Source organism: Stieleria sedimenti (assembly GCF_025060895.1).
In the GTDB taxonomy this organism is placed as follows: domain Bacteria; phylum Planctomycetota; class Planctomycetia; order Pirellulales; family Pirellulaceae; genus Stieleria; species Stieleria sedimenti.
On record NZ_JANZKV010000121.1, the window covers coordinates 1 to 22,908 of the forward strand.

Sequence of the window (22,908 nt, forward strand, 5' to 3'; positions counted from 1 at the left end):
TCGGGATCTACGTCGACGGGAGTGCGATGGCCAGCGGCAACGTCGTGCACGGCAACGACGTCGGCATTCAGACGCACGCTTACACCACGGTCGATTCGAACCAGGTCTACGACAACCGTATCGGCCTCCTGGCCTCCTACGCCTACGACACGACGATTACCGCCAATCGCGTCTATTCCAATAGTGAAGGGATCCGTGTCGAGGGACAAAACAACGTCACGATCGCCAATAACTTGGTCTATGCGAACACGAACTCGGCGATCTACTTGCGCGACGGCTACTTGAACGCAGGGATCATCGGCAACACGCTCTACCAAGCCGTAGGCGATGCGGTCACGATTGAAGCTTCCAGTGAAGTCCGTCTTTTCAACAACATTGTTTGGGTCGAAAACGGAGCCGCGATTAACGTCACCGGCGATGCCGTCGCGGGATTCCGCACCGACTACAACCTTGTGCAACTGGGGGCCGGATCATCGGTGTCGTACGGGATCTTCGCCGGTATGATCCTGGCGGATTTGTCTGCTTGGCAAAACGCGACGGGCGATGCGATACACTCCCTATCGGCGGATCCGTTGTTCTTGGACGTCAACGGAATCGACAATTTGCTTGGGTATGTCAACGGAGTCGACTACTCGCGCGACGACAACTGGGCACTCGCTAAGAATTCGCCGGCAATCGACAGCGGACATAGCTGGCAATCGTTGTCGACGGATGCCGTCGGTTCGGCGCGTCGAAACGATCTGGCGACACCGGACTTGGGTTCGCTCGACTATGTCGAACAGTCTCCAACGAGTTCTCCCTTTGATAGATCGGGCACCGCAATGGATTGGAAAGGCAGCTCTCCCGACTACAGCTGGCAATACACGCTGCCCTTTGCGTTCTCTTATTTCGATCAGTCCTATACCACGGCGACGATTTCAACCGGCGGATTGATTCAATTCGAAGGAAACGGGTGGATCCATTGGGACGAAACCGCCTTGGAGCGATTTGCCGATTCATCACGAATCACCGCGTTCTGGGACAATCTTCGAACCGATGGCGCCGATGACAATCTTTTTATCGACGAATCGGTTCCCGATCGAGTCACGATTCGCTGGGACGCGACGCACGTCACAGAAGGCACCGATGTTGATTTTGCGGTGACGCTGTATGCGAACGGCGAGTTTTCATTTCATTATGGAAGCGATGTGACGACATCGCCGGTCGCCGGTTACGCCAACCATGAGTTTGCGCGGACGCACACCGCGGCAACTCATGGGACGCAATCGTTTGCCGCCAATCAATCGATCGATTTCAATCTTTTGCCGGGTCAAGTGGATCTCGGCTCGCTGGAATTTCGTGGATCAAGTGATGACGTGGTTGCGCCCGTCGTCTCGACGACATTCCCGGATGGGATCTCGAAACAGCAATCGATCTCCACACTGATCGAATCGATTCGCATCCTGTTCAGCGAAGAGGTCAACTACTTTGACGCCGGTTCGTTTGCCGCCTATGAATTACGCGAGGCGGGCCCCAACGGAACATTCGGTGACGGCGATGATCTGGTTTACCAGCTGGTTCCCAAGTTCGCTCTCGGCGACTCATTCGTCGACTTACAAGTCTTGTTTTCCCAAGGAGCACAAGGCCCGCCTCCCCAAGGTGGCGAGCAATTCGTGGTGCAGGGGCATCTGCCCGAAGGCAACTATCAATTCGCCATTCAAAGTGACCTGACCGGTGGCGTCCGCGACACGGCGGGGTTGCTGATGGACGGGGACAATAACGGCACGGTGGGGGGAACGTACGTCCGCCAATTCGATGTCTTTTTCCTGCCGGAGTTTGCTTCGCTTTCGTTGTCGCCGACCGTCAACGAAGGCAGTGTCGCTCGACTCTCGGGGGAAATTACCGACTACAGTTTCGCGACATCACACTCGGTGCAAGTCGACTGGGGCGATGGAACGCCAGTTGTGACGTACGACATTGCCGCCGGCCAAACCTATTTCCAAATCGACCGCGCGTATGCCCAAGACAGTGTTTCGGCACCCTCGGGACAATTCGCCGTGACGGCGACGTTGGTCAACAATCTCGGTCGTTCAAGCCAAGCAAGCGATCCGCATGGGATTGCAGTGAACAATGTTTCGCCGACTCTTTCAAGCTTGACCGCGCCGACCGACGTCCATGAAGACCAGGTTTTCATGCTGACCGGCCAGCTGGTGGATCCCGGACTTGCCGACACGCATGTTCTGTCGATCGATTGGGGCGACGGCAGCGCCATTGAGCAAGTCACACTTGCGGTCGGTGCTCGGGACTTCTCGATTCCGCACACGTATACCAACGTCGCATCACGTCTGACGCCGCTTGATCGTACGATCTCGTTGACCGTTGTTGACGAGAGTCTGGTTCCCGCGACGTTGACCCGCATGATTCGTTTGACGCCCACCAACACGGCGCCATCGATCGCCAACGGTGTGCTGGGCGTCTTGGAGATGGCGGACAATGGAACGGTGGTCGGCCAGGTGATCAACACCGATCCCGACCTGTTGGCACCCAACGTCGACAGCCAAGCGTTTTCTATCGTCGGCGGCACGGGATTGGGAAAATTTGCGATCAACAATGACGGTGTGATCACAGTCTTCAATGGTGCGGCCCTTGACTACGAATCGACCAAGACCTACAGCCTGCTGATTGAAGTGGTCGACGGCCATGGATTCAAGGATTTTGCAACGATCACGATCAATCTAGGTAACGTTCCAGAAACCGAAGCGATCAAGATTGACGGCGGTACGGCGCAACGCAGTGTGGTGCGTAAGATCACGGTGAATTTTGATTCGGACGTCGTGCTTGACCCCGCTACCTTTGAAATCGAAAGGATCGGAGGCGGGCTGTTCACACCGGCGTTCACCACCGACATCGTCAATGGAAAAACAGTTGCGACGTTGACGTTTGCGGGGAACTCGGAGATCAGCGGATCACTCGCCGACGGCAATTATCGATTGCAGGTCAATCACCAGCACGTGACTGCCGCAGGAACACAGATGCGAGCCGATTACGTCGACAACTTCTTCCGACTGTTCGGCGATACCGACGGCGACCGTGACGTCGACGGCCAGGACTACGGCCGCTTCGGACTTTCGTTCTTGAAAGCGGCAGGCAGCCCCGGATTCAACCCCGCCCTCGACTTCGACGGTGACGGAGACGTCGACGGCCAAGACTACGGGAATTTTGGGAGACGATTCTTAAAGCGGTTGTCGGAGTAACATTCGATCAATTTCCTGTCAGTTGAGGCAGAATCGGACTTCGGCGGAGTTTTCTGACGATGGTGATCATGCGTTGCGTTATAATTTCGCTGCGTCCCTGCCCGGCGTGGTCTTCAAATCCGTTGCCCCGTCACGTTGAGGTGCGCTGATAGCTTGTTTCTTTAGTGTCTGCTCGATCCATTGACCGTTTCACGGCTACTCCGTTGGAAGTCATGCCAGAATCGTCGCCAGGAACGCAAGACAATGCCGATCCGTGCACCCGCCCTGGTGATCTGTCGGCGTTTGAGTACTCTGAGTTGAAGCGAATGGCCTCGGCGAAACTGAGACACGAACGCTCTGGCGAAAAATTTCAGACGACGGCGCTGGTGCATGAAGCGTTTGTCCGGCTCGCCGACGGAAAATCGACTCCGGAGTGGGAGTCCGACGCCCATTTTTTTTCCGCCGCGGCCGAAGCGATGCGTCGCATTTTGGTTGACCGGGCACGCCAAAGGAAGAGTCTCAAACGGGGTGGGCAATGGCAACGATTGACCGGTTCGGACGCGGCGAAAAGTCTAGCTGCAACTGAATTGGAGGACCGTGTGGTGGCGGTCCATGAAGCTCTAGGCGATTTGGCCGTCGATTCGCCGCGGAGAGCGGAATTGGTCAAGCTGCGTTTTTTTGTGGGGATGACCATCGAAGAAGCGGCACAGGCATTGTGTATTTCCGTCCCGACCGCAAAACGCGATTGGGCTGCCGCCAAAGTCTGGATCTTTCGGCGACTGAAAGAATCGACATGATCCTTTTGGGGGATCGATTTCGCATGTAGCTGGTAGTGGAGATTGGCCGATTTTTCTCGGGTAACACACCGAAGCCGGGATTTGGAATACTCCAGGAAGCACCATGCCCAAGGATCTCGACGCCATTGAGACGTTGCTCGCGATGGCGGTTGAATTGGATGATGACGCAGAGCGAACGCGGTTCATCGACCAGCATTGCGACGAGAGCATTCGCGTTGAGGTCCGGCAAATGGTTGCCGATTACTTCTCCGCCGGTGATTTACTCGATTCCCCAGTCGTCGGAGACTTCGGTGCAGCACTCGATCCGCCTGACGCTCCCGCACAAATCGGACCGTACCGACTCAGGGAGAAGATTGCCGAAGGCGGGATGGGAGTGGTCTTCGTAGCCGACCAGAACACGCCGGTCAACCGTCGTGTCGCGCTCAAGCTGATCAGGCCGGGGCTGGACAGCAAACAGGTGATCTCGCGTTTCGATGCGGAGCGTCAGACGCTGGCTCTGATGGACCACCCCAATATCGCCACGATCTTTGATGCCGGCGCGACCGAGGACGGACGCCCCTTCTTTGTTATGGAGTTCGTGCAGGGGTTGCCGATCACCGAGTTTTGTGAGCAGCAATCGCTGGATCATCGCCAACGATTGGAGTTGTTCCTGAAAGTCTGCGCTGCAATCGAGCACGCCCACCAAAAGGGCATCATCCACCGGGATTTAAAGCCCAACAATCTTCTCGTCACCCTGCATGACGACGTTGCGGAACCCAAAGTCATCGATTTTGGGTTGGCCAAAGCAACGATGCAGCCCATCAACGACGCAACGGTATACACCCGGTTCGGGCAGGTCATCGGAACGCCGATGTACATGAGCCCGGAACAGCTGCAATGGAACAACCAGGACGTCGATACGCGCAGCGATGTCTACTCGCTTGGTGTGATCTTTTACGAGTTGCTGACCGGGACGACGCCCTTCGATAAACAGTCGCTCGGCCGGGCAAGCCTTGATGAACTCCGGCGGATCATCTGCGAGAGTGAACCGCCGCGCCCGAGTCAACGATTGAGCACGTTGGCCGATCGTGGAGGTCAATCAGCCAATGATCGTCAAACACTTCATTCCTTGATGTTGCACCAATCCAATTGCGGCGAGCTTGATTGGATCACTCTCAAAGCGATGGAAAAGGATCGGACGCGTCGCTACCCTTCGGCACGCGATTTCGCCGCGGACGTACGTCGATTCCTTGACAACGAACCGGTCGAAGCCTGTCCGCCGACGCGAGCCTATCGCTTGCGCAAGTTTGCCACAAAGCATCGAAGTCTGCTGACGACGCTGGGGCTGGTTTTGGCGACCTTAGTGATCGGAACGGTTCTGGCCGGCTGGCAGGCCGTCGTCGCGCACCGCGAAGCGGACCGCGCAAACCTGGCGCAGCGGAACGCGGAAGTTCAAGCCGCAATCGCAAGGAGTATGGCGGACAAAGCCGAGCAAGCCGTCCAACAGGCACGTGAATCGCAAGGGCGAGAGTCACAGCAACGTCAGATTGCCGAACGAGCGCTGTATGTCTCCGATACGCGACTGGCGGCATCACAGATCATCGCCGGCGAGCGTGCCCGTGCACTGACCACCCTGCTGAATCATGTTCCCCTCGCCAAAGCTGAAGACCGTCGTTCATGGGAATGGTTCTATTTGCTCGATCGAAGCAAGCAAAGTCGATTGAGCTGGAACGCATCGAATTCGAACATCCGATCAATCGACTGGAGCTCCGATGGCGAGCAGATCGCAACCGCGTCGGAAGATCGTTCGACTGCAATCTGGGACGCGAGCGACGGAAGCCTGGTGAAACGCTTTCGCGCCGGCGTCCGCACGACGTGCAGCGTCGCCTGGCACCCGATCGGATCCACGCTCGCCTGGGGCAGTACTTTTGACGAGTCTCTGATTCGAATCTGGGATCAAGCGACCGATCAGATCATGGAATTGCACGATGACACGTCTTCGATTTGGACGATCCGCTGGAACCACGATGGCTCCGCAATGGTGGTTGGCGCTATTCCGTTTGCTGACCGCGAAAAGTCAAAGAAGATGGGGCACAATTTGGTGATTTGGCGGCAAGTCGATGGCAAGTGGGCTGTGACCGCACGAGGTTTTTTTGAAACGAATCTTCGATCGACCGAGTGGAATTTTGACGATTCGCTGATCAGTGTTGCCGGTGAATACAGTCAGTCATGGTTAGTTGACGCCCACACGTTGCAAGTCGTCTCGACCTTTCCGTCGCAAGGTCGTGCCTCGGCATGGCATCCCACACGAAATCGACTCGCGCGCGGACTTGAGTCGGGTGAGTGCGTCGTGATCAATACTGATAACTCGGAGGAGGTCGCTCGATTTCACGCCGACGGTTCCGGTGTGACTTGCCTTTGCTGGAGTCCCGATGCGAACCACTTGGCTTCATGCGGCAGTGAGGGCATCGCCATTTGGAACACGTCCGATTGGTCCCGGGTGGCCGTTTATTCGGGATTCAGCGGAAGCGTCAATGCAATGGCATGGCATCCGAATTCGCAACGCCTCGCGTCAACCGGAACCGATGGAGCGGTCCATGTTTGGCCGTTGTCGCCACACGAGAATCAATACGATCTCGATTCGGAGTCCGACTTTGCCTGGACGGATGATGGGCTGATCCGCACGCTATCAGATCCATTCACCGTCGTCGATCGCAACGGACGCACCGGAGATATCAAGCGATCGACCCCGTTACCCAGTGCCGATCGGCCGTGGAAACTCCGGGGTCGTAACCTGATTGCAGCGAATGCCTGGGACGGCAAGCAATTAAAATTTAATGCCGCCACGATCAACGCTTCACATCAAGTCGATCGGGAACAATACGACATTCCGTCGATCGCACCGGAGGGACCGTCGGGATTGCGTTGGACAGCCAACCGCCATGGCAACAAATTGGCGGTTGTCGCCATCCGTGGCGGCCGTCCCGCGATCCATGATTTGACGGATCGAAGCGTGACGGAGCTCGACAGTCATGCTCAGCCCTTTAGCCGAGTTCTGTTTTGGTCACCTGATGAAACCATGATCGGACTCATCGGCCATGGCCGTTACGACACCGGAGTTAATCTTTGGCACCTCTGGCTTCATTTGTACGATGCCAACGCGGGATGCCATCTTGCCAGTCTCGATCTGGGGCCGGCGGTTCAGGGTGCCGGTCGATTCGCGTGGAGCCCTGATTCCAGCAGAATGGTCGCAGCGGGACGCGACGGTCAATGCCAGATCATTGAGATGCCAAAACCGAGTGATCGACAATCCGACGACAGAGAATTTCGCGTGCTGCTGAGAAAGCGAATGCACCAATCCGCGGTGACTTCGCTCAGCTGGCATCCGGACGGGACACGCATTGCATCCGTGGCGAGCAATTCGGTCGTCAAAATCTGGGACGTCAACACCGGGGATGTGCTATTAACATTGCCAGTCGAAGGGAAAATCTCGCAAATGGAATGGTCGCCCGACGGGAATCAATTGGCGACCAGGAACGAACAGGGCAAGATCCGAATTTGGGACGCGCGGGATGGCTATGCTTTTGCGTCATCTCGTTTCTTTCAAACGCGTCTCGATCGCAGAGTCGCTGATGACTTCGAGGCCGCGTTGGAAGCCGGAGATTTTGTCACCGCCCGGGAGCGTCTTGGCACATTGCTGTCGCGCGAAGGTACTTGGGGCGTCCTTTCGCATTACCACCTCGGCTTGCTCGATCTTCATGCGGGCGACCCCGCGGAGTACCAAGAGGTTTGCCGTCGAATGCTGGAGAAGTTCAGCGAACAGGAGAGCCCGACCGATTTGCACTTTGCGGCCTGGGCGTGTGCGCTCGGGCCGAGCGCGGTCCAGGATTACACGACCGTGATCGAGATGGCGCGCCAGACGCAACAGGCGGCGCCGGAGAGTCTGCAATTTCGCTGCGGTGTGGGTGCGATACTTTTCCGAGCCGGGCATTACCGCGACGCCCTGGCCACTCTCAAACCCTTGGTCGTTGTCGCCAACGAAGAGAAACTTACGTCGACGGCCTACGTCCGCTACTTCCTGGCGATGACTCTGGATCACTTAGGCAATCGGAGCGGCGCGATAGAACAGCTGTCTTTGGCCAACGGTGAAGCGGAAGCCGAATTGGAATCAAATCCTGCGTGGAACCGTCGGCTGACGCTGCAACTGCTTCGCAAAGAATGCGAGGCCACCGTTGGGCTGTCTCTCTCCTCGACGCAGCGGCGTGTTTCCGGTGAAAAGTGATTGAGGATGGGTCCGCCAGCGAGGCTTTCCCGGGTTTCCGTCAATTCGCTGATCCTTTTTTTCGCCGCTTTTCGCATGAAAGGGTGTGGCATTCCGCGAACCATCCAGGCCTGCCGCGGGGATGGTGTCTTTTTTAGCGGAAATCTGCCGACGGCGGTGAGTGCATTGTCAGTCTGCCCACCACGCGATCGCTGGCTGCACATCCACTGAGACCGATCCCATGAAAACACCCAGACGCGACAAACGGGCCTTTTTTCGGCGGTGTCGTGCAGCTGCTTCCCCAGCGACCCGCCGCAGCGTTCATCGTCGCCACAGCCTCCGCCACGAGCTGCTCGAACGCCGCGACTTACTGGCGGCGGATCCGGCTAACGTGATCGCTCATTTGAGTGGGCACAGCGATCACGCTTCCCAGATTCCCTTCGAGGTTCACACTGAAGATTTCGTCAGCGTACGTGGCACGCAAGTTTTGACATTTCGGGTCGATTCGGCAGCAGGCAGTTCGTTGAACCCCGCGGCCGCAGTGGTCCACGACGCCAGCGGGACGGTCTACCCGCTGAACTATTCGCAGCACGATCTGCCCGGCTCGACGTCCAGTGTGATTGTCGCCGAACTCACACCCGGACAGTACACGCTGGACATCGCGGCCGAAGGCGACAATTCGGGAGCATTCGATGTGTCGGTTGGTCTGGCCGGTGACTTGGATGGCGATGGACAAGTACAGCTGAATGACCGCTCGGCCATGATCGGCCTGCTGCGAGGACGTAGCTACCAAGTGGAAGCCGACGTCAACCAAGACGGCCGGCTGACTTCGTTCGACACCGGTCATCTGCTTCGCAACCTCGGGGTCGTGACCAGCATCTCACCGTTGACTGTGACCGCGACACTCGCCCCCGAGCCAGATGCATCGCTCGCCGATGGCACTTCTCTGACGCGAATCTCCGCACAAACCGTGGTGGGCCAGACAAACCCGTCAGCCACTGCGCAGATGGATGTTGATGGCGACCAACAGTTCGAAACGGATTTGACGGTCGATGGCGTCGGGGCCTTTTCATCAAACATTACCCTGACCGAAGGATTGAACTCCATTGGTGTGATCGCAATGGACCGGTTTGGCCAACAAGCCGAAACCGTGATCACGGTCATGCTTGATTCGACGCCCCCGCCGTTGACACTCAGCCTGGCAGCCGCATCCGATACCGATCCGGTCGGTGACCAGATGACGTCACTGGATCAGGTGACCGTCGAAGGCAAGACGGAGCCGTCCCTGGTGGTCACGCTCTACCGGAACGGCGACCTGTCAAGTGCCGTGGCAACAGTAACAGCCGACGCCGCGGGCGCCTATCAATACGCTTCTCAAGCCGTCGCGCTCGGCACCAACCTGTTCACAGTCGTGAGCTCCGATGCGGCGGGCAACACGTCGCAAGCGAATCTGGAAGTCACTCGCGTGACAGGTGACGTGACCGCCCCCGCAATCGGGCTCTCACTCGTCGTCGATTCGGGCAGCGACAGCGGTGATCGGATCACCAACGAGTCCGACATCGCGGCGACTGTGACCGACGTCAGCACAATCAGCCTAGTCCGTGCCGCGCTGGACGGCAGCGAGGTTGGCGTGCTAACGGAGATCACCCATCGATTGCCAATCGGAGGTGCGATTCGCATCGACGCCGATCTGCTGGCAACACTTCACGGCGGTCCGCTAGCTGACGGCACCTATCAGCTGCGACTCGAAGCGACGGACGAATTCGGCAACCGAGCGCAAAGCTCGCTTTCGTTTACGCTCGACACGACAGCTCCCGTCACGTCGATCGCGACGCCCGAAAACGCTGCAATCACGGACCGCAGCGTCTCGGTTTCAGGTCAAGTCACCGATGCGACGTCTGGTGTTGCACTGCTGCAAGGTCAAAGAGACCAAGGTTCGCTGTTCCAGGTCGGATTCGATGGCACGGGGAGTTTTCTGTTCGAAACTGCACCGCCCGCCGACAGCAGCGAGGATGGCGAGCACACGATCACGATGCATGCAATGGACGTCGCTGGAAACCAGTCCGCTCCCACATCCGCGAGCTACGTCCTCGATACGATCGCACCGACGCTTGCGATCACCGCTCCGGCGGAAGGACTGATCACCAACATCAACGTCAACATCGAGGGAAAGGGTTCCGATGAGCGAACCGGGCTGGCCGCCGTCGAAGCGAAGTTGGATGCCGGAATGTATTTCCCCGTCTCCATCGATGCCTCTGGAAACTTTGCCTTTCCGACGGATTTGCTGCTCGATGGAAGCGCCGACGGTCCGCACTTGGTATCAGTTCGCGCAGTCGACAATGCCGGCAACCATTCCGAATCGGCGACCATCGCTTTCGTGCTTGACGCCACGCCTCCCGAAGCCGCACTTTCGTTGGCCGAAGAGTCTGACACGGATGTCCTTGGAGACCACATCACATCGCTCGATTTGGTCACCCTGCTCGGGCAGACCGAGCCGGGCATTCGCGTTCTCTTCCCCGATGACGGCCGCACGGCGCAGGCGGATAGTTCGGGTCGGTTCTCGTTTGCAAATATCCCGCTGGTTCTCGGCAACAACACGATCGAGTTTGCGCTCACCGATGCCGCCGGCAACCAGGCAACCGCTGCCACCCAGATTATACGAGTCCCCGAGGGCATCACACTGGTCGAAGGCGATCGGTTCACGGTGGTGGCGGAGTTCCCGATTACCGTTCCCGAGCAGCCGTCGCACATCGAAGTCAGTTACGCCAATCTGTTGTTCGATACGGCTGACGATTTCATCAACGACGCGTTCGAAATCGCCTTGGTTGACCGTCAGGGGCGATCACTCGTGCACGCGATTGCCGGCTCCACCGATGCCGCGTTCAATCTGACCGAAGGTGAACCGGCGTTACTCGGAGCGAACACGCTGCATACAGGCGAGACGGTGAAGATTGATCTCGCTCACCTTCCGGCCGGGACTGAGGGGACACTTGTCGCCCGCTTGGTCAACAACGACGGCGACACGACGACGTCGGTGGTGATTCAAAGTAGGGAGATCGTGGCCGGATCGCTTGGGACGCCGCTCGGCGCGGCACCTGTCGCCGCCGCGGTCGGCGCGGTAGACGCACCAAATTTCGCAACGCTCAGCGATGTCACGGGCAGCCTAACACTCGAGTATGGCACTACGTCTTTCAACGAAGACGCCTCGAAGTTATCGACGGAAGTGACGATTCGCAATGACGGAACTTATGCTTTGGATGGGCCATTGGTTGTTGTGATCGACACCGTGAGCGACCCAAGCGTCCGAGTGAGGGACTTTGACGGGTTGACCCCCGAAGGTCGACCTTATTACGACTTCTCGGCGCTACTGGATGATGGCACGCTGCAGCCCGGTGAACAGACTTCCGCAAGACAGCTCGCGTTTTTTGATCCCAACGAAACGCAGTTCACATTTGCATCGACCTTCTACGCGCAGCTAAACCGAGCTCCGGTGTTTACGAGCACGCCAGATGTCGAAGCGATCGTCGGCCGCCCTCACCGCGACGAAGTCATGGCAACGGACCCTGATGGCGACGCGATCATTTACTCGTTACTGATCGCTCCTGATGGCATGACGATCGATGCCCAAACGGGCCGAATCGACTGGCAGACGTCTGCCGCTGACCTGGGCAACCACGCTTTTACTGTCCAAGCCGATGATGGTCGCGGGGGAGTTGCCAAAACTTCGTACACCCTGGCGACCATCGATCCACCGCCGAACCGCCCGCCCGTGTTCGAGAGTACGCCATCGGTAATCGCCCGTGTCAATCAGCATTATGAGTACCCACCTGCCGTACGAGATCCCGATGGAGACGCGTTGATCTTCACATTGCTTGAGGGGCCAGTTGGTCTCAGTGTTGATTCGACCACAGGTCTCCTCTCATGGATTCCTTCAGCTTCTCAAGTCACCAGCAACGTCGCACACCGAGTAGTCTTGCAAGTGTCGGATGGTGCCGGTGGAGTCGTAACTCAAAGGTACGAGATCGACGTTTCAACAGAGGTTGGCAATTCACCACCGACATTCGTAAGCTCACCTCCTTCGCGAGCAAATTTGCCCGGTGACACAAGTGAACGCGTTGGAGACGTAAATCCTAACTCGATCGGCATCGATCTCGCTGCTGCGCAGACACACTCACAGACGGTGTCATTGACGCTACCGGACGCCGGTGTGACTGAGCGATTTGCTGACGTCGTCTTTATCGTCGACGAGTCCTTCAATATGCGAGAGAATACGGCACTTGGGGACATCCCCAAAGATTCGCGTCACGGATGGATTGCCGATGCAGCTTTGGAATTGGAATCGGCATTTGAAACGCAAGGTGTCGGCCCCAATCGGTACGGCCTTTTCGGATTCGGTCAATATGATTCCGCATCTCCGGTCCGAGAGTTTGCGACCTCGGACCATTACAGCACCGCTGCAAAATACTATGACAGTCTTCAAATACGTTCCGCCGACGTAGACAATGATAATGACATGGATCTTATCGGAGACGCAGGTTACGACATCGTTGTCTACTTGAATGATGGAGCCGGTCACTTTGCTCCCGGCGTCGTCTATGCAACTGGATTGAATTACTTCATTGGCTATGAAATCACTGATCTCAATGGCGACGGGAACGCCGACATCGTCGCCACCGGCGGAGCGGTATCGGTATTGCTCGGCTTGGGAGATGGGAGATTTTCAAATTACGAAGTGTACCGTGCTCCGAGACCGCTAAGCCCAAACCTGACGATCGGTGACGTCAACGGCGACCAGATTCCAGATCTTGCGGTCACGCCATTCTTCTATGGTGACGTCTATCTCTTTCTTGGCGACGGTAACGGTGGTTTCTTAACTCCAAGTGAATTCGAGGTCGGCCCCTATCGAAGTGGTTTGGCCTCTCCTCGGGGTGTGGACTTCGGAGACGTAGACGGAGACGGCGATCTCGATTTACTCAGTGCAGCAAATTATGATGGGACGATTGTCGTTTTGCGGGGTGACGGCGCTGGCACTTTCTCTGATGAAACGTCGATGCCTAAAGCGTCGCGCGGTCAGGGACTAGGCAGCGGAATTTTTGTGGATGTCAATCAAGATAATGTGCTCGATATTGCCTATGGATTTGGCCTTTCCTTTCTAATCGGTGACGGTATCGGTGGTTTTTCCCTGGGAACATCCTACGCCGTCAACGACATCTATTCCGCCTATCCTGTTGCCCAGCAATTTGGCGATCTGGACGGAGATGGAGACATCGACGTGGTGATTGACTCCGAAACTGGCGTATCCGTTTTTCTAAATGACGGGAATGGTACTTTCTCGGAACGTTTCGACTACCTGCTTACCAGTCAATCTTTGCAAGCTGGTACGACAATCCTCGCCGACACAGATGGTGATGGAGCCTTGGACATTGTCTTTACCCAACGCGGGCAACACATGTTCATTCTTCGCGGTTTCGGGGATGGCACCTTTGATGGTCCAGTCGTCCGATACGGACCGATCGAGGGTGTCAAGGCTTCAGCGGGGGGAGATCTCGATGGAGACGGCAACAGCGATATCGTTGCGATTAGCACTACGTGGCAAGGCGAAAACCTGATTACGATCGCGTTTGGAAACGGTCAAGGTAGCTTTGATTCGCATGTCGAATTGGCAACGTCGTTCGCTTCGTCCAGCCTGGCGGTTGGCGATGTGGACAACGATGGCGACGCGGATGTCATCGTGGATAACGGCGCCAATCTCGCAGTTTTCCTGAACGACGGAACCGGTGGGATCGTGTTTGACGATTCCTATGCGGTGTCCACCGGGGATCGAATCGGAAGCATTGTGCTGGAGGATCTAACCCGGGATGGATTAGTCGACGTGATCGCAACGAACGCAGGACAATTCTTCGAAACGTTCATGCTTTCTGGATTGGGCGGCGGCAGGTTTTCGTCGAGCGTCGACATTGGCCTTCGTGGAAACGGCGAAGTCGCTATCGAAGATTTTAACGGAGACGGAGTTGTCGATCTCGTTTCTGCAGCGGGTCGTTTTACTGGTATCCAAACTTTGCTCGGCAAACAAGAAGGAGGGTTCAATGTCGCGCCCACCCCATATTCCTCGAGCAATGCTACGGATCTCGTTGTCACAGGTGACGTTGATGGCGATGGTGACATCGACATTGTCACGGCAAATTTCCAACGTACGGTCACCGTATTCGTAAACGATGGAACTGGCGATTTCTCGATTAGCAAAAATTTTGCCGTCAGCAACACTCGGTTCATCACTGCTCTCGCCATTGGCGACCTGAATGGGGATTCTTTCTCCGATGTTGTTGTCTCGGATCGAGGCGGATCTTTCGACGGTGACAGCGTGGCCGTACTCTTTGGAAACGCAATTGCGAACCTCGAAAAACGGGGTGACTATGAAACCGTTCGTGAGCCACGTTCCGTGACGTTGGTAGATCTGAATGGAGATGAAACACTTGATTTCGTCGCCAGTAATTCCTACGCCAGCTCCATCGTTGGTCTGCATGGACTGACAATCGCATTAAACGACGGTTACGGCGATTTCAGTCGCTTTGGGACGGCCGAACAAGTCGCCCGCGCCAGTCAAAGCTTGATTTCGTACGGTGGCAAACCCGATGGCTATCTTGGAATTCACAATGCCTTGGACTACGTCCTGCGGTCCGACGCCGATGTCTACTTTGTTCTGGTCACGAGCAACGATCGTTACAACGCCGATCCTTCGCTGGGATTTGGTGCGATCTACGACGAACTACACGCCCGCGGGGTCCTGTTGAACGTGATCGTGGACGGAGAGTTCGCTGACGGACTTCTGTCGTCCGCTATCGGTGTCGATAGCACCGGCAACGCCTTCGTGGAAAATGCATCTGGCGAGATTGTCCAGCAACCGGGTGGGCAATTTACCTCTGGTTCCGGCAAGGACCATTACGTCGACTTGGCGTGGTCGCTTGGTGGATCCGCCTGGGACCTTGATCTGTTGCGCCGAGACCCCGCTGCGGCTCAGGCATTTGTTCAACAGAGTACAACCGAGCTTTTTGGAGAGGATATCCGTGTCATTGCATCGGACGCGAATGTGCAATTCGTCAATCAATCGGGAACTCGAACTGGAGTCTTGCCAGGCCAAAGTGCCGCGTTCGATATTCAGTTCACGGGTGATGGAAATGCACACGGATTCGATCTTCTGTTTGTCACCGAGGACGGCGGCAACGTCCTCGGCTCGATCCCCGTGGTGATCAACGCGGAGTATGTCTATCAAGCCCAAGCGATCGATCCAGATGCCGAACTGCTGACTTATGCACTGTCGCTTGCTCCCGATGGAGCCACTATCGATCCCAATAGTGGTCTCGTCCGTTGGCGGCCTACCGTGAGCGGCGACTACACGTTTCGAATTTCAGCCCACGACACGCGCGGCGGAGTCGGGTTCCAGGAGTTCAATGTCCATGTGACCTCAGGCGAAGACAACACCGCACCCCAGTTGGATACTCCTGCGCCACCCGTTGCCACGGTCGGAAACGCTTACGAACTGCAGTTGTCAGCCACCGACCTGGACGAAGATCGGCTCTCGTATTTTCTGACGCAGTCTCCCGATGGAATGGGCATCGACACTTCGACCGGGCGGATTCGCTGGTCTGCGAACGCCAGTCAAGTCGGCAGACAGGATGTCACGGCCATTGCCATCGATGGGCGCGGCGGTACGGCTGAAGTGACGTTCACAGTCATCGTAGCCGCCGCACCGGTGAACAATTCGCCACGCATCGAATCAACACCTGCCAGCACAGCCAGTCTTGACGAGCCCTATCTCTACTACGCCCGTGCCAGCGATCCCAATGGCGATCCGATCAGCTGGGAACTGGCGTCGGGACCGGAAGGCATGGTGATAGATTCCTCTTCTGGAATCTTGATTTGGCAACCAACTGCCTACCAATCGGATCCCGTTGATGTGCTTGTCAAGGTGCGAGACAATCGCGGTGGACTCGATCTGCAACGATTCCAAGTTGAGCTTGAACGACCCAACACGCGACCAGAGATCCTTGTCACGCCTGCAACACGAGCCGTGGTCGGTCTCCCACATCAGTATGTTGTCCGTGCGCAGGACGGCGAAAACGATCCGCTAACGTTCAGCACCGTCAGCCCACCCGCGGGCCTATCCATCGACACAGAATCAGGATTGATCAGCTGGACGCCATCCGCCGCGCAGATCGGGTCGCATGCGGTCACGGTTACCGTCAGTGATGGGCACGGACATGTCGCAGTTCGAGACATCGACTTTGTCGTCGTGCCGGACGCACCGAACAGTCCGCCCCAGTTCGCACCCGTGAATCAACTTTCACCGCGCGTGGGCACAGCATTTCGTTTTCAGTTGCAAGCGATCGATCCCGATGGCGATTCATTGACTTACCAGCTCCTCAGTGGACCGTCAGGATTGGTTGTCGCGGCAAACGGAACGATCGACTGGACTCCATCTGCCGAGCAAGCTCTCGAGCAACGTGTGGAAGTACGAGTCGAAGACGGACGTGGCGGGTCCGATGCGATTGAGCTGACCTTGCTCCCTAAACCGGCACTCTTCAATCACATGCCGGAGCTCTTATCGACGCCGCCCGAGACGGCAGTTTCCAATCGAATCTATGCCTACGACTTGATTGGCTATGACGCCGACGGGGATCTGTTGACATGGTCTCTCGAGCGAGCGCCGGTTGGCATGTCGCTTGATCCCATCCGGGGTACTCTTCGATGGGTCCCGCAAGAGGATCAGGTCGGTGAGCATGTTGTGACGATTGGCGTTTACGACGGGCAAGCTCGATTCGGTAGGTCACTCGACACCTATCAAATTACGGTTCGCCCCCTCAATACGCCACCACAGTTTGCCACGGACGCTCTGACACAGGGGGCCGCAGGGCAACTCTATGAGTATCGTTCATCAGCCACGGACATCGACAATGACCGACTCACGTACCATCTGATAAGTGGCCCGAGTGGGATGCTCATGGACTCTTCGACCGGCCGCATTGATTGGGTCCCAGATCCAAATCAAATTGGTACGCACGCCGTTGCGATCCGAGTGGTAGACGGATTCGGTGGAACAGGAGACCAGGCGTTCGAGATCGTCGGCGGCGGCGACCCTATCAATGCCTACCCTTCCATACGAAGTGAACCGCCGTTCTCTGCAACCGTTGACGAAGCATACGAATACTTGCTCGAAGCAAACGATCCAGAGAATGAAACGCTGCAGTATTCCGTCATCGAAGCGCCTGACGGGCTGACCATCGACGCCAATACGGGCCAGGTTTCTTGGCAACCGACAGCCATACAGATCGGTTCCCAACTTATTACACTGGCGGCGACCGACATTAAAGGTGCGAGCGCCGTGCAACGCTTTTCGGTAGTGGTTTTTAGCGAAAACCACGCGCCGACGATTCGCTCGACACCATTCGACGTTGTGACCGCAGGCAATCACTACGGTTACTCGGTCAACGCAAACGACGCAGACGATGATTCGCTCCTGTTCAGCCTGCTGCGGTCTCCCTCCGGAATGACCATCGATTCGCGACTCGGGCGTGTTCAGTGGTCACCGATTGTAGATGATATTGGTGGCCACCCGATTGAAATTCAAGTGAGCGATCGGCGCGGCGGTATGGTGACTCAGGTCTTCACCCTTGATGTGATCGCCGACGCCGTTGCGCCGCAAGTCGCCATCCAAGTCAGCGAAAATCCAGCGACGGTCAACAGTGACGTCTTCGTTCAAGTAACGGCGTCAGACGCTGCCGTCGAATCACTGACACTACACTTTAACGGCGTGCCCGTTGCTCTCGATGGTTCTGGACGTGGTCGGTTCAGTTCACAACAAGCGGGCACATTCGTGCTTGAAGCAACTGCGGTTGACCAAGCAGGGCTGGAGGGTAAGCAGACTGTCCAGATCGAAGTTTTGGAATCGGCAACTGCCGGCGCTCCGATCGTGAGCATTTCGTCTCCAACCTTTGGCCACCAGGTCACGGGGCCGGTCGATGTCATCGGGACGGTCACCGACGATACGTTGGTGTCGTACACACTCTCCTACGCACCACTTGGTGGTGGTGAGTTCATCGAGATTGCCAGTGGCACCGATCCGGTCACCGATGGCGTGCTCGGACGTTTCGATCCGACGCTTCTCGGCAACGACACCTACATCCTGCAACTGTTTGCCCAAGACGCGAGCGGCAAGACATCGACCGAACAGATCTTGGTCGATGTCATCGGTGAATTGAAGATCGGCAATTTTGCTCTTTCGTTCACCGATCTAAGTATCCCGGTCGCAGGGATCCCGATCACCGTCGCGCGGACCTACGAATCGCTGAACGCTTCGTCGGCCAGTGATTTCGGATTCGGCTGGCGTTTAGAGTTTGCCGACGCCGACATTCGCACCAGCGTCGCGAAAACACAGGCCGAAGAAGACCTGATCTACAATCCGTTCTACGACGGCGCTCGCGTTTATGTCACCCTGCCCGGTGGCAAACGTGAAGGATTCACCTTCCGCCTCAATCTTGCCCCCGGTGTGGCCGGCGCGTACCTGGGAATCTACGAAGGCAAGTTTGTTGCGGACTCCGGCGTCACCAGTACGCTGTCTGCGGAAACGTATCAGCTCCGCACCAACGAATCTGGTGAAGCACTCGAGTACCTCTCGGCCTTTCCCTGGAATCCGTTGTCACCGACCTTCGGCGGTGGCCTGACGCTGACGACCGTCGATGGGACACGGTTCAGTTTGGATGGCACCACCGGTGATGTCCGAGAGATTGCGGACCGTAACGACAACACCCTGACGTTTCGTGAGGACGGTATCGTCAGCTCGGACGGCCAGGAAGTCCGCTTTGAACGAGATCCGCAAGGCCGCATCGTTGCTGTGGTCGATCCGCTCGGAAAACGAATCGGCTATTCCTACGACGCAAACGGTAACCTTGCTGCGGTGACCGACCGAGAAGGGAACACGACGCGCTACCTGTACGACGAACCGACTCGGCCGCTTTACCTGACCGAAGTGATTGACCCGCTTGATCGGACGGGTATCCGCAGCGAGTACGATAGCGACGGTCGCTTGATCAAGATGGTCGACGCCGACGGTAAAGAGATCTCGCTCACGCACGATCCGGCCAACCAACTGGAGACCGTCACCAACCAACTCGGATTCCCTACGGTCTTTGAATACGATGACCTGGGCAACGTGATTCGCGAAGTCGATGCCGAAGGCGGCGTCACCCTCAGCCAGTACGGCGACTCGCGGAACCCGACGCTGGAAACGGCGATCACGCGAGTCCTCGCCGACGGCACCGAATTGACCACGACCTACGCCTACGACGCGCGGGGCAACGTCACGTCCGAAACCGATCCGGCCGGCAATGTCACCTGGAGCACCTATGACCCGTTTGGCAACGTGTTGACCTCGACCGACCCGCTCGGTAACACATCGACCCATCGATACGACGCGCGTGGCAACCTGTTGTCGATCGTCGATGCGGACGGCTCCGCGACGACGTTTTCGTATGACTCGAGCGGCAATCCGCTGAGCGTCGCCGTTGGCTCCAACGTGACGGCCTTTCAATACGACGGCCGGGGACGAGTCACGCGGCAAACCGATGCCGTAGGAACAGTCCGAACCTACACCTATGACGCGATCGGAAATCAGCTGACCGAGACAGTCTCCTACAGCACGGCGCAGGGGCCGAGCACTGTGGTGACCGAGTCGACTTACGACGCCGACGGACGTGTCGTCGCTCGCGTCACACGCCAGGACGGAGTCACGCTGGCGACGAGCGGAACGAAATACGATCCGGCTGGCAATCGTGTCGAAGAGATCGACGCGCTCGGCCGTCGCACAAAGTTCGTCTACGACGATCGGGGCCTGATGACCGAGACCATTTATCCGGATGACACGCCTGCGGACGATACCGACAACCCGCGAACTCGCACCGAGTACGACGCGGCCGGTCAAGTCATCGCTGAAATCGACGAACTGGGTCGGACCACACGTTTCATCTACGATCGCGTCGGAAGACGCACCGCCACGATTCATCCCGACGAGACGCCGGGGGATGACACCGATAACCCACGCACCGAAACGCAATACGATGCAATCGGTCGGGTGCTCGCGGAGATCGACGAACGCGGCAATCGCGTCGAGTTTCGCTACGACGCGGTTGGGAACCGCACCGAAACCATTCTGCCCGACGCGACGCCCGGTGACCTCAATGACAATCCCCGGCTTCAAGATCAATACGACGCGTCGGGTCGACGGACCAGCAGCACTGATCCGCTCGGAAACACAACGCGGTTCGTTTACACCGGCGGCGGGCTCCCGCTCGAAACCATTCTCCCCGACGCGACACCGCTGGACCTAAGCGACAATCCGCGTTTGCGCAGCGAATTCGACGACCAACGCAGACTGATCGCACGGATCGATGCGGCGGGACGGTCGACCGGGTACGAATACGACGACCTTGGCCGCTTGGCAGCAGTCCTGCAAACCGTCGATAGCCGAGTCTTGCGGACAGAGTACGAGTACAACGAACTCGGTGGATTGATTGTCCAGCGAGATGCCGAAGGACGCGAAACTCGTTTCGAATACGACGCTCTGGGGCGCCGGACCGCGACGGTGCTGCCACTGGGCCAGCGTAATAGCACCCAATATGACTCCGTAGGACGGGCGGAATCGACCACGGATTTCAACGGCGATACGATTGCCTATCAATACGACGCTCGCGATCGGCTGACGTCGAAACTGTTTCCGGACACCACGACGGTCGAATTTGGCTACATGAGCAACGGGCTGCGTGAGAGTGTCGTGGACGCTCGCGGAACGACGACGTTCCAGTACGACGCTCGCGACCGACTGCTGTCACGCACCGATCCGGACGGGCGAACGATTTCCTACACCTATGATGTCGCGGGCAATCGAACCTCCCTGACGATTCCTTCCGGGGTCACGACCTACACGTTCGATGAATTGAATCGTCAGTCCACAGTGACCGATCCGGAAAGCGGCGTGACATCCTACGCCTACGATGCGACCGGACGGCTGGTTCTGACCACGCTGCCCAACGGCACGAGCGAAATACGCGAGTACGACGTGCAGAACCGCTTGCTGTTCCTGGAGAATCGATCCGCCACGGACGTGATCAGCAGCTATCGGTACACACTCGACGCGACCGGAAATCGCACCGCGGTCGACGAGCACGATGGCCGCCGAGTCGAGTATGAGTACGACGAGATCTACCGACTTGTCGAAGAACGCTTCTTTGATCCCGGCGACAACGTTGTTGACCGCACGATCAGCTACCTGTACGACGACGTCGGCAATCGCCAGTCGCGAGCCGATTCCAGCGAAGAAACGACGACTTACAGCTACGACGACAACGATCGTCTGCTCGATGAGACGCTCGACGGCATCGTCACGGCTTACACGTATGACGACAACGGCAACACGTTGTCGAAGCAGTCTCCGACCGACACCGTCTTTTATCATTGGGACTTCGAGAACCGACTCGTCGGAGTCGACACCGACGGAGACGGCAGCATCGACGTCACCAACCAGTACGACGCCGACGGCATCCGAGTCTCACAGACCGTCAGCGGAGAAGAAACACGATTCCTGATCGACGCCAACCGCCCCTATCAACAAGTTCTCGAGGAGTACACCCTCGGCGGCATCATCAAAGTCACCTACGTCCACGGCCACGACCTGATCTCCCAGAACCGCCACGGCGACACCGGCAAGTCGTTCTACCACGTCGACGGGCTGGGGAGCACGAGGGCATTGAGCGATGCGTTGGGCATCGTCACGGATCGCTACATTTACGATGCGTTTGGTCGGATGACTGGGCAGGTGGGATCGACGAGCAACCTGCATCTGTTCGCCGGTGAGCAACGGGATCCACACCTGAGTCTGCATTATCTGAGAGCGAGGTGGATCGATGTCGTGAACGGGAGGTTTGAAAGTGCCGACCCCTTTCCGCCTTTTTTGCGACAGCCTTTGACCATTAATCGCTTCGCTTACACCGTCAATAATCCCATAAACTTGACTGATCCCACGGGTCTGTTTTCAATTTCAGAGGTATCCGTTGCTCAGGATGTACGTGCGATTCTTGGAAGCATCGCGCGAACGGGCGTTTCAAAGCGATTGACTTCGCCGATGAATTTAGTCGACTTTGCGAGCGGAGTGGTAGATGTAGTTTTCATCGCTTCAGCATTTATTACTGCCCAGTCGGCGGGATTCACACCCGGCTTCAATTTAACGCTTCATCGTGGTGGGAGATTCGCGAGAGTCACGGACATCACTGTAGCTGTGGATCTGAAAGGTATTCTCAAAACAACCATCAAGGTTCAGGATAAGGCCGGCAAAAAGACTTCCTTCTCCATTGGCTACGATTTTGAGAAATCGCAACTATCAGGCGTATCCGCTGGTCGGTCATTTGAGCTTTGGTCTCTTCCCGGACCAACAAAGCACATTAAGCTGGCAAAGCTGTTGGTGGGAGCGAAGGGTGTTGCCCCTTTCAGCCCCGTTAGTAAGGCGAGAGACGTTGCTCAGGTTTACATAGAATTTTCGTTCCTAAACACGTTTAAGCTAAACAGAGCGATCTTCCCGAATTTCTAGACGGGACGCATTCAAAGAACCATCAAA

General features: G+C 57.0%; 4 protein-coding genes. All 4 read left to right on the forward strand.

The annotated features are described in order from the left end of the window. On the forward strand, positions 1-3,233 hold a 3,233-nt coding region (locus tag NZK35_RS16325), incomplete at its 5' end, for a right-handed parallel beta-helix repeat-containing protein (protein ID WP_259633598.1). Between the two features lie 212 nt (positions 3,234-3,445). After that, positions 3,446-4,009 (forward strand): ECF-type sigma factor, encoded by a 564-nt coding sequence (locus tag NZK35_RS16330; RefSeq protein WP_259633599.1) that lies wholly within the window; start codon positions 3,446-3,448, stop codon positions 4,007-4,009. Between the two features lie 103 nt (positions 4,010-4,112). Further along, entirely contained in the window at positions 4,113-8,270 is a 4,158-nt protein-coding gene (locus tag NZK35_RS16335) for a serine/threonine-protein kinase (protein ID WP_259633600.1), read from the forward strand. Between the two features lie 220 nt (positions 8,271-8,490). Next, the gene (locus NZK35_RS16340; RefSeq protein ID WP_259633601.1) at positions 8,491-22,881 is read left to right on the forward strand and encodes a putative Ig domain-containing protein; all 14,391 of its coding nucleotides are present in this window, start codon (positions 8,491-8,493) and stop codon (positions 22,879-22,881) included. Positions 22,882-22,908 lie beyond the last annotated feature (27 nt).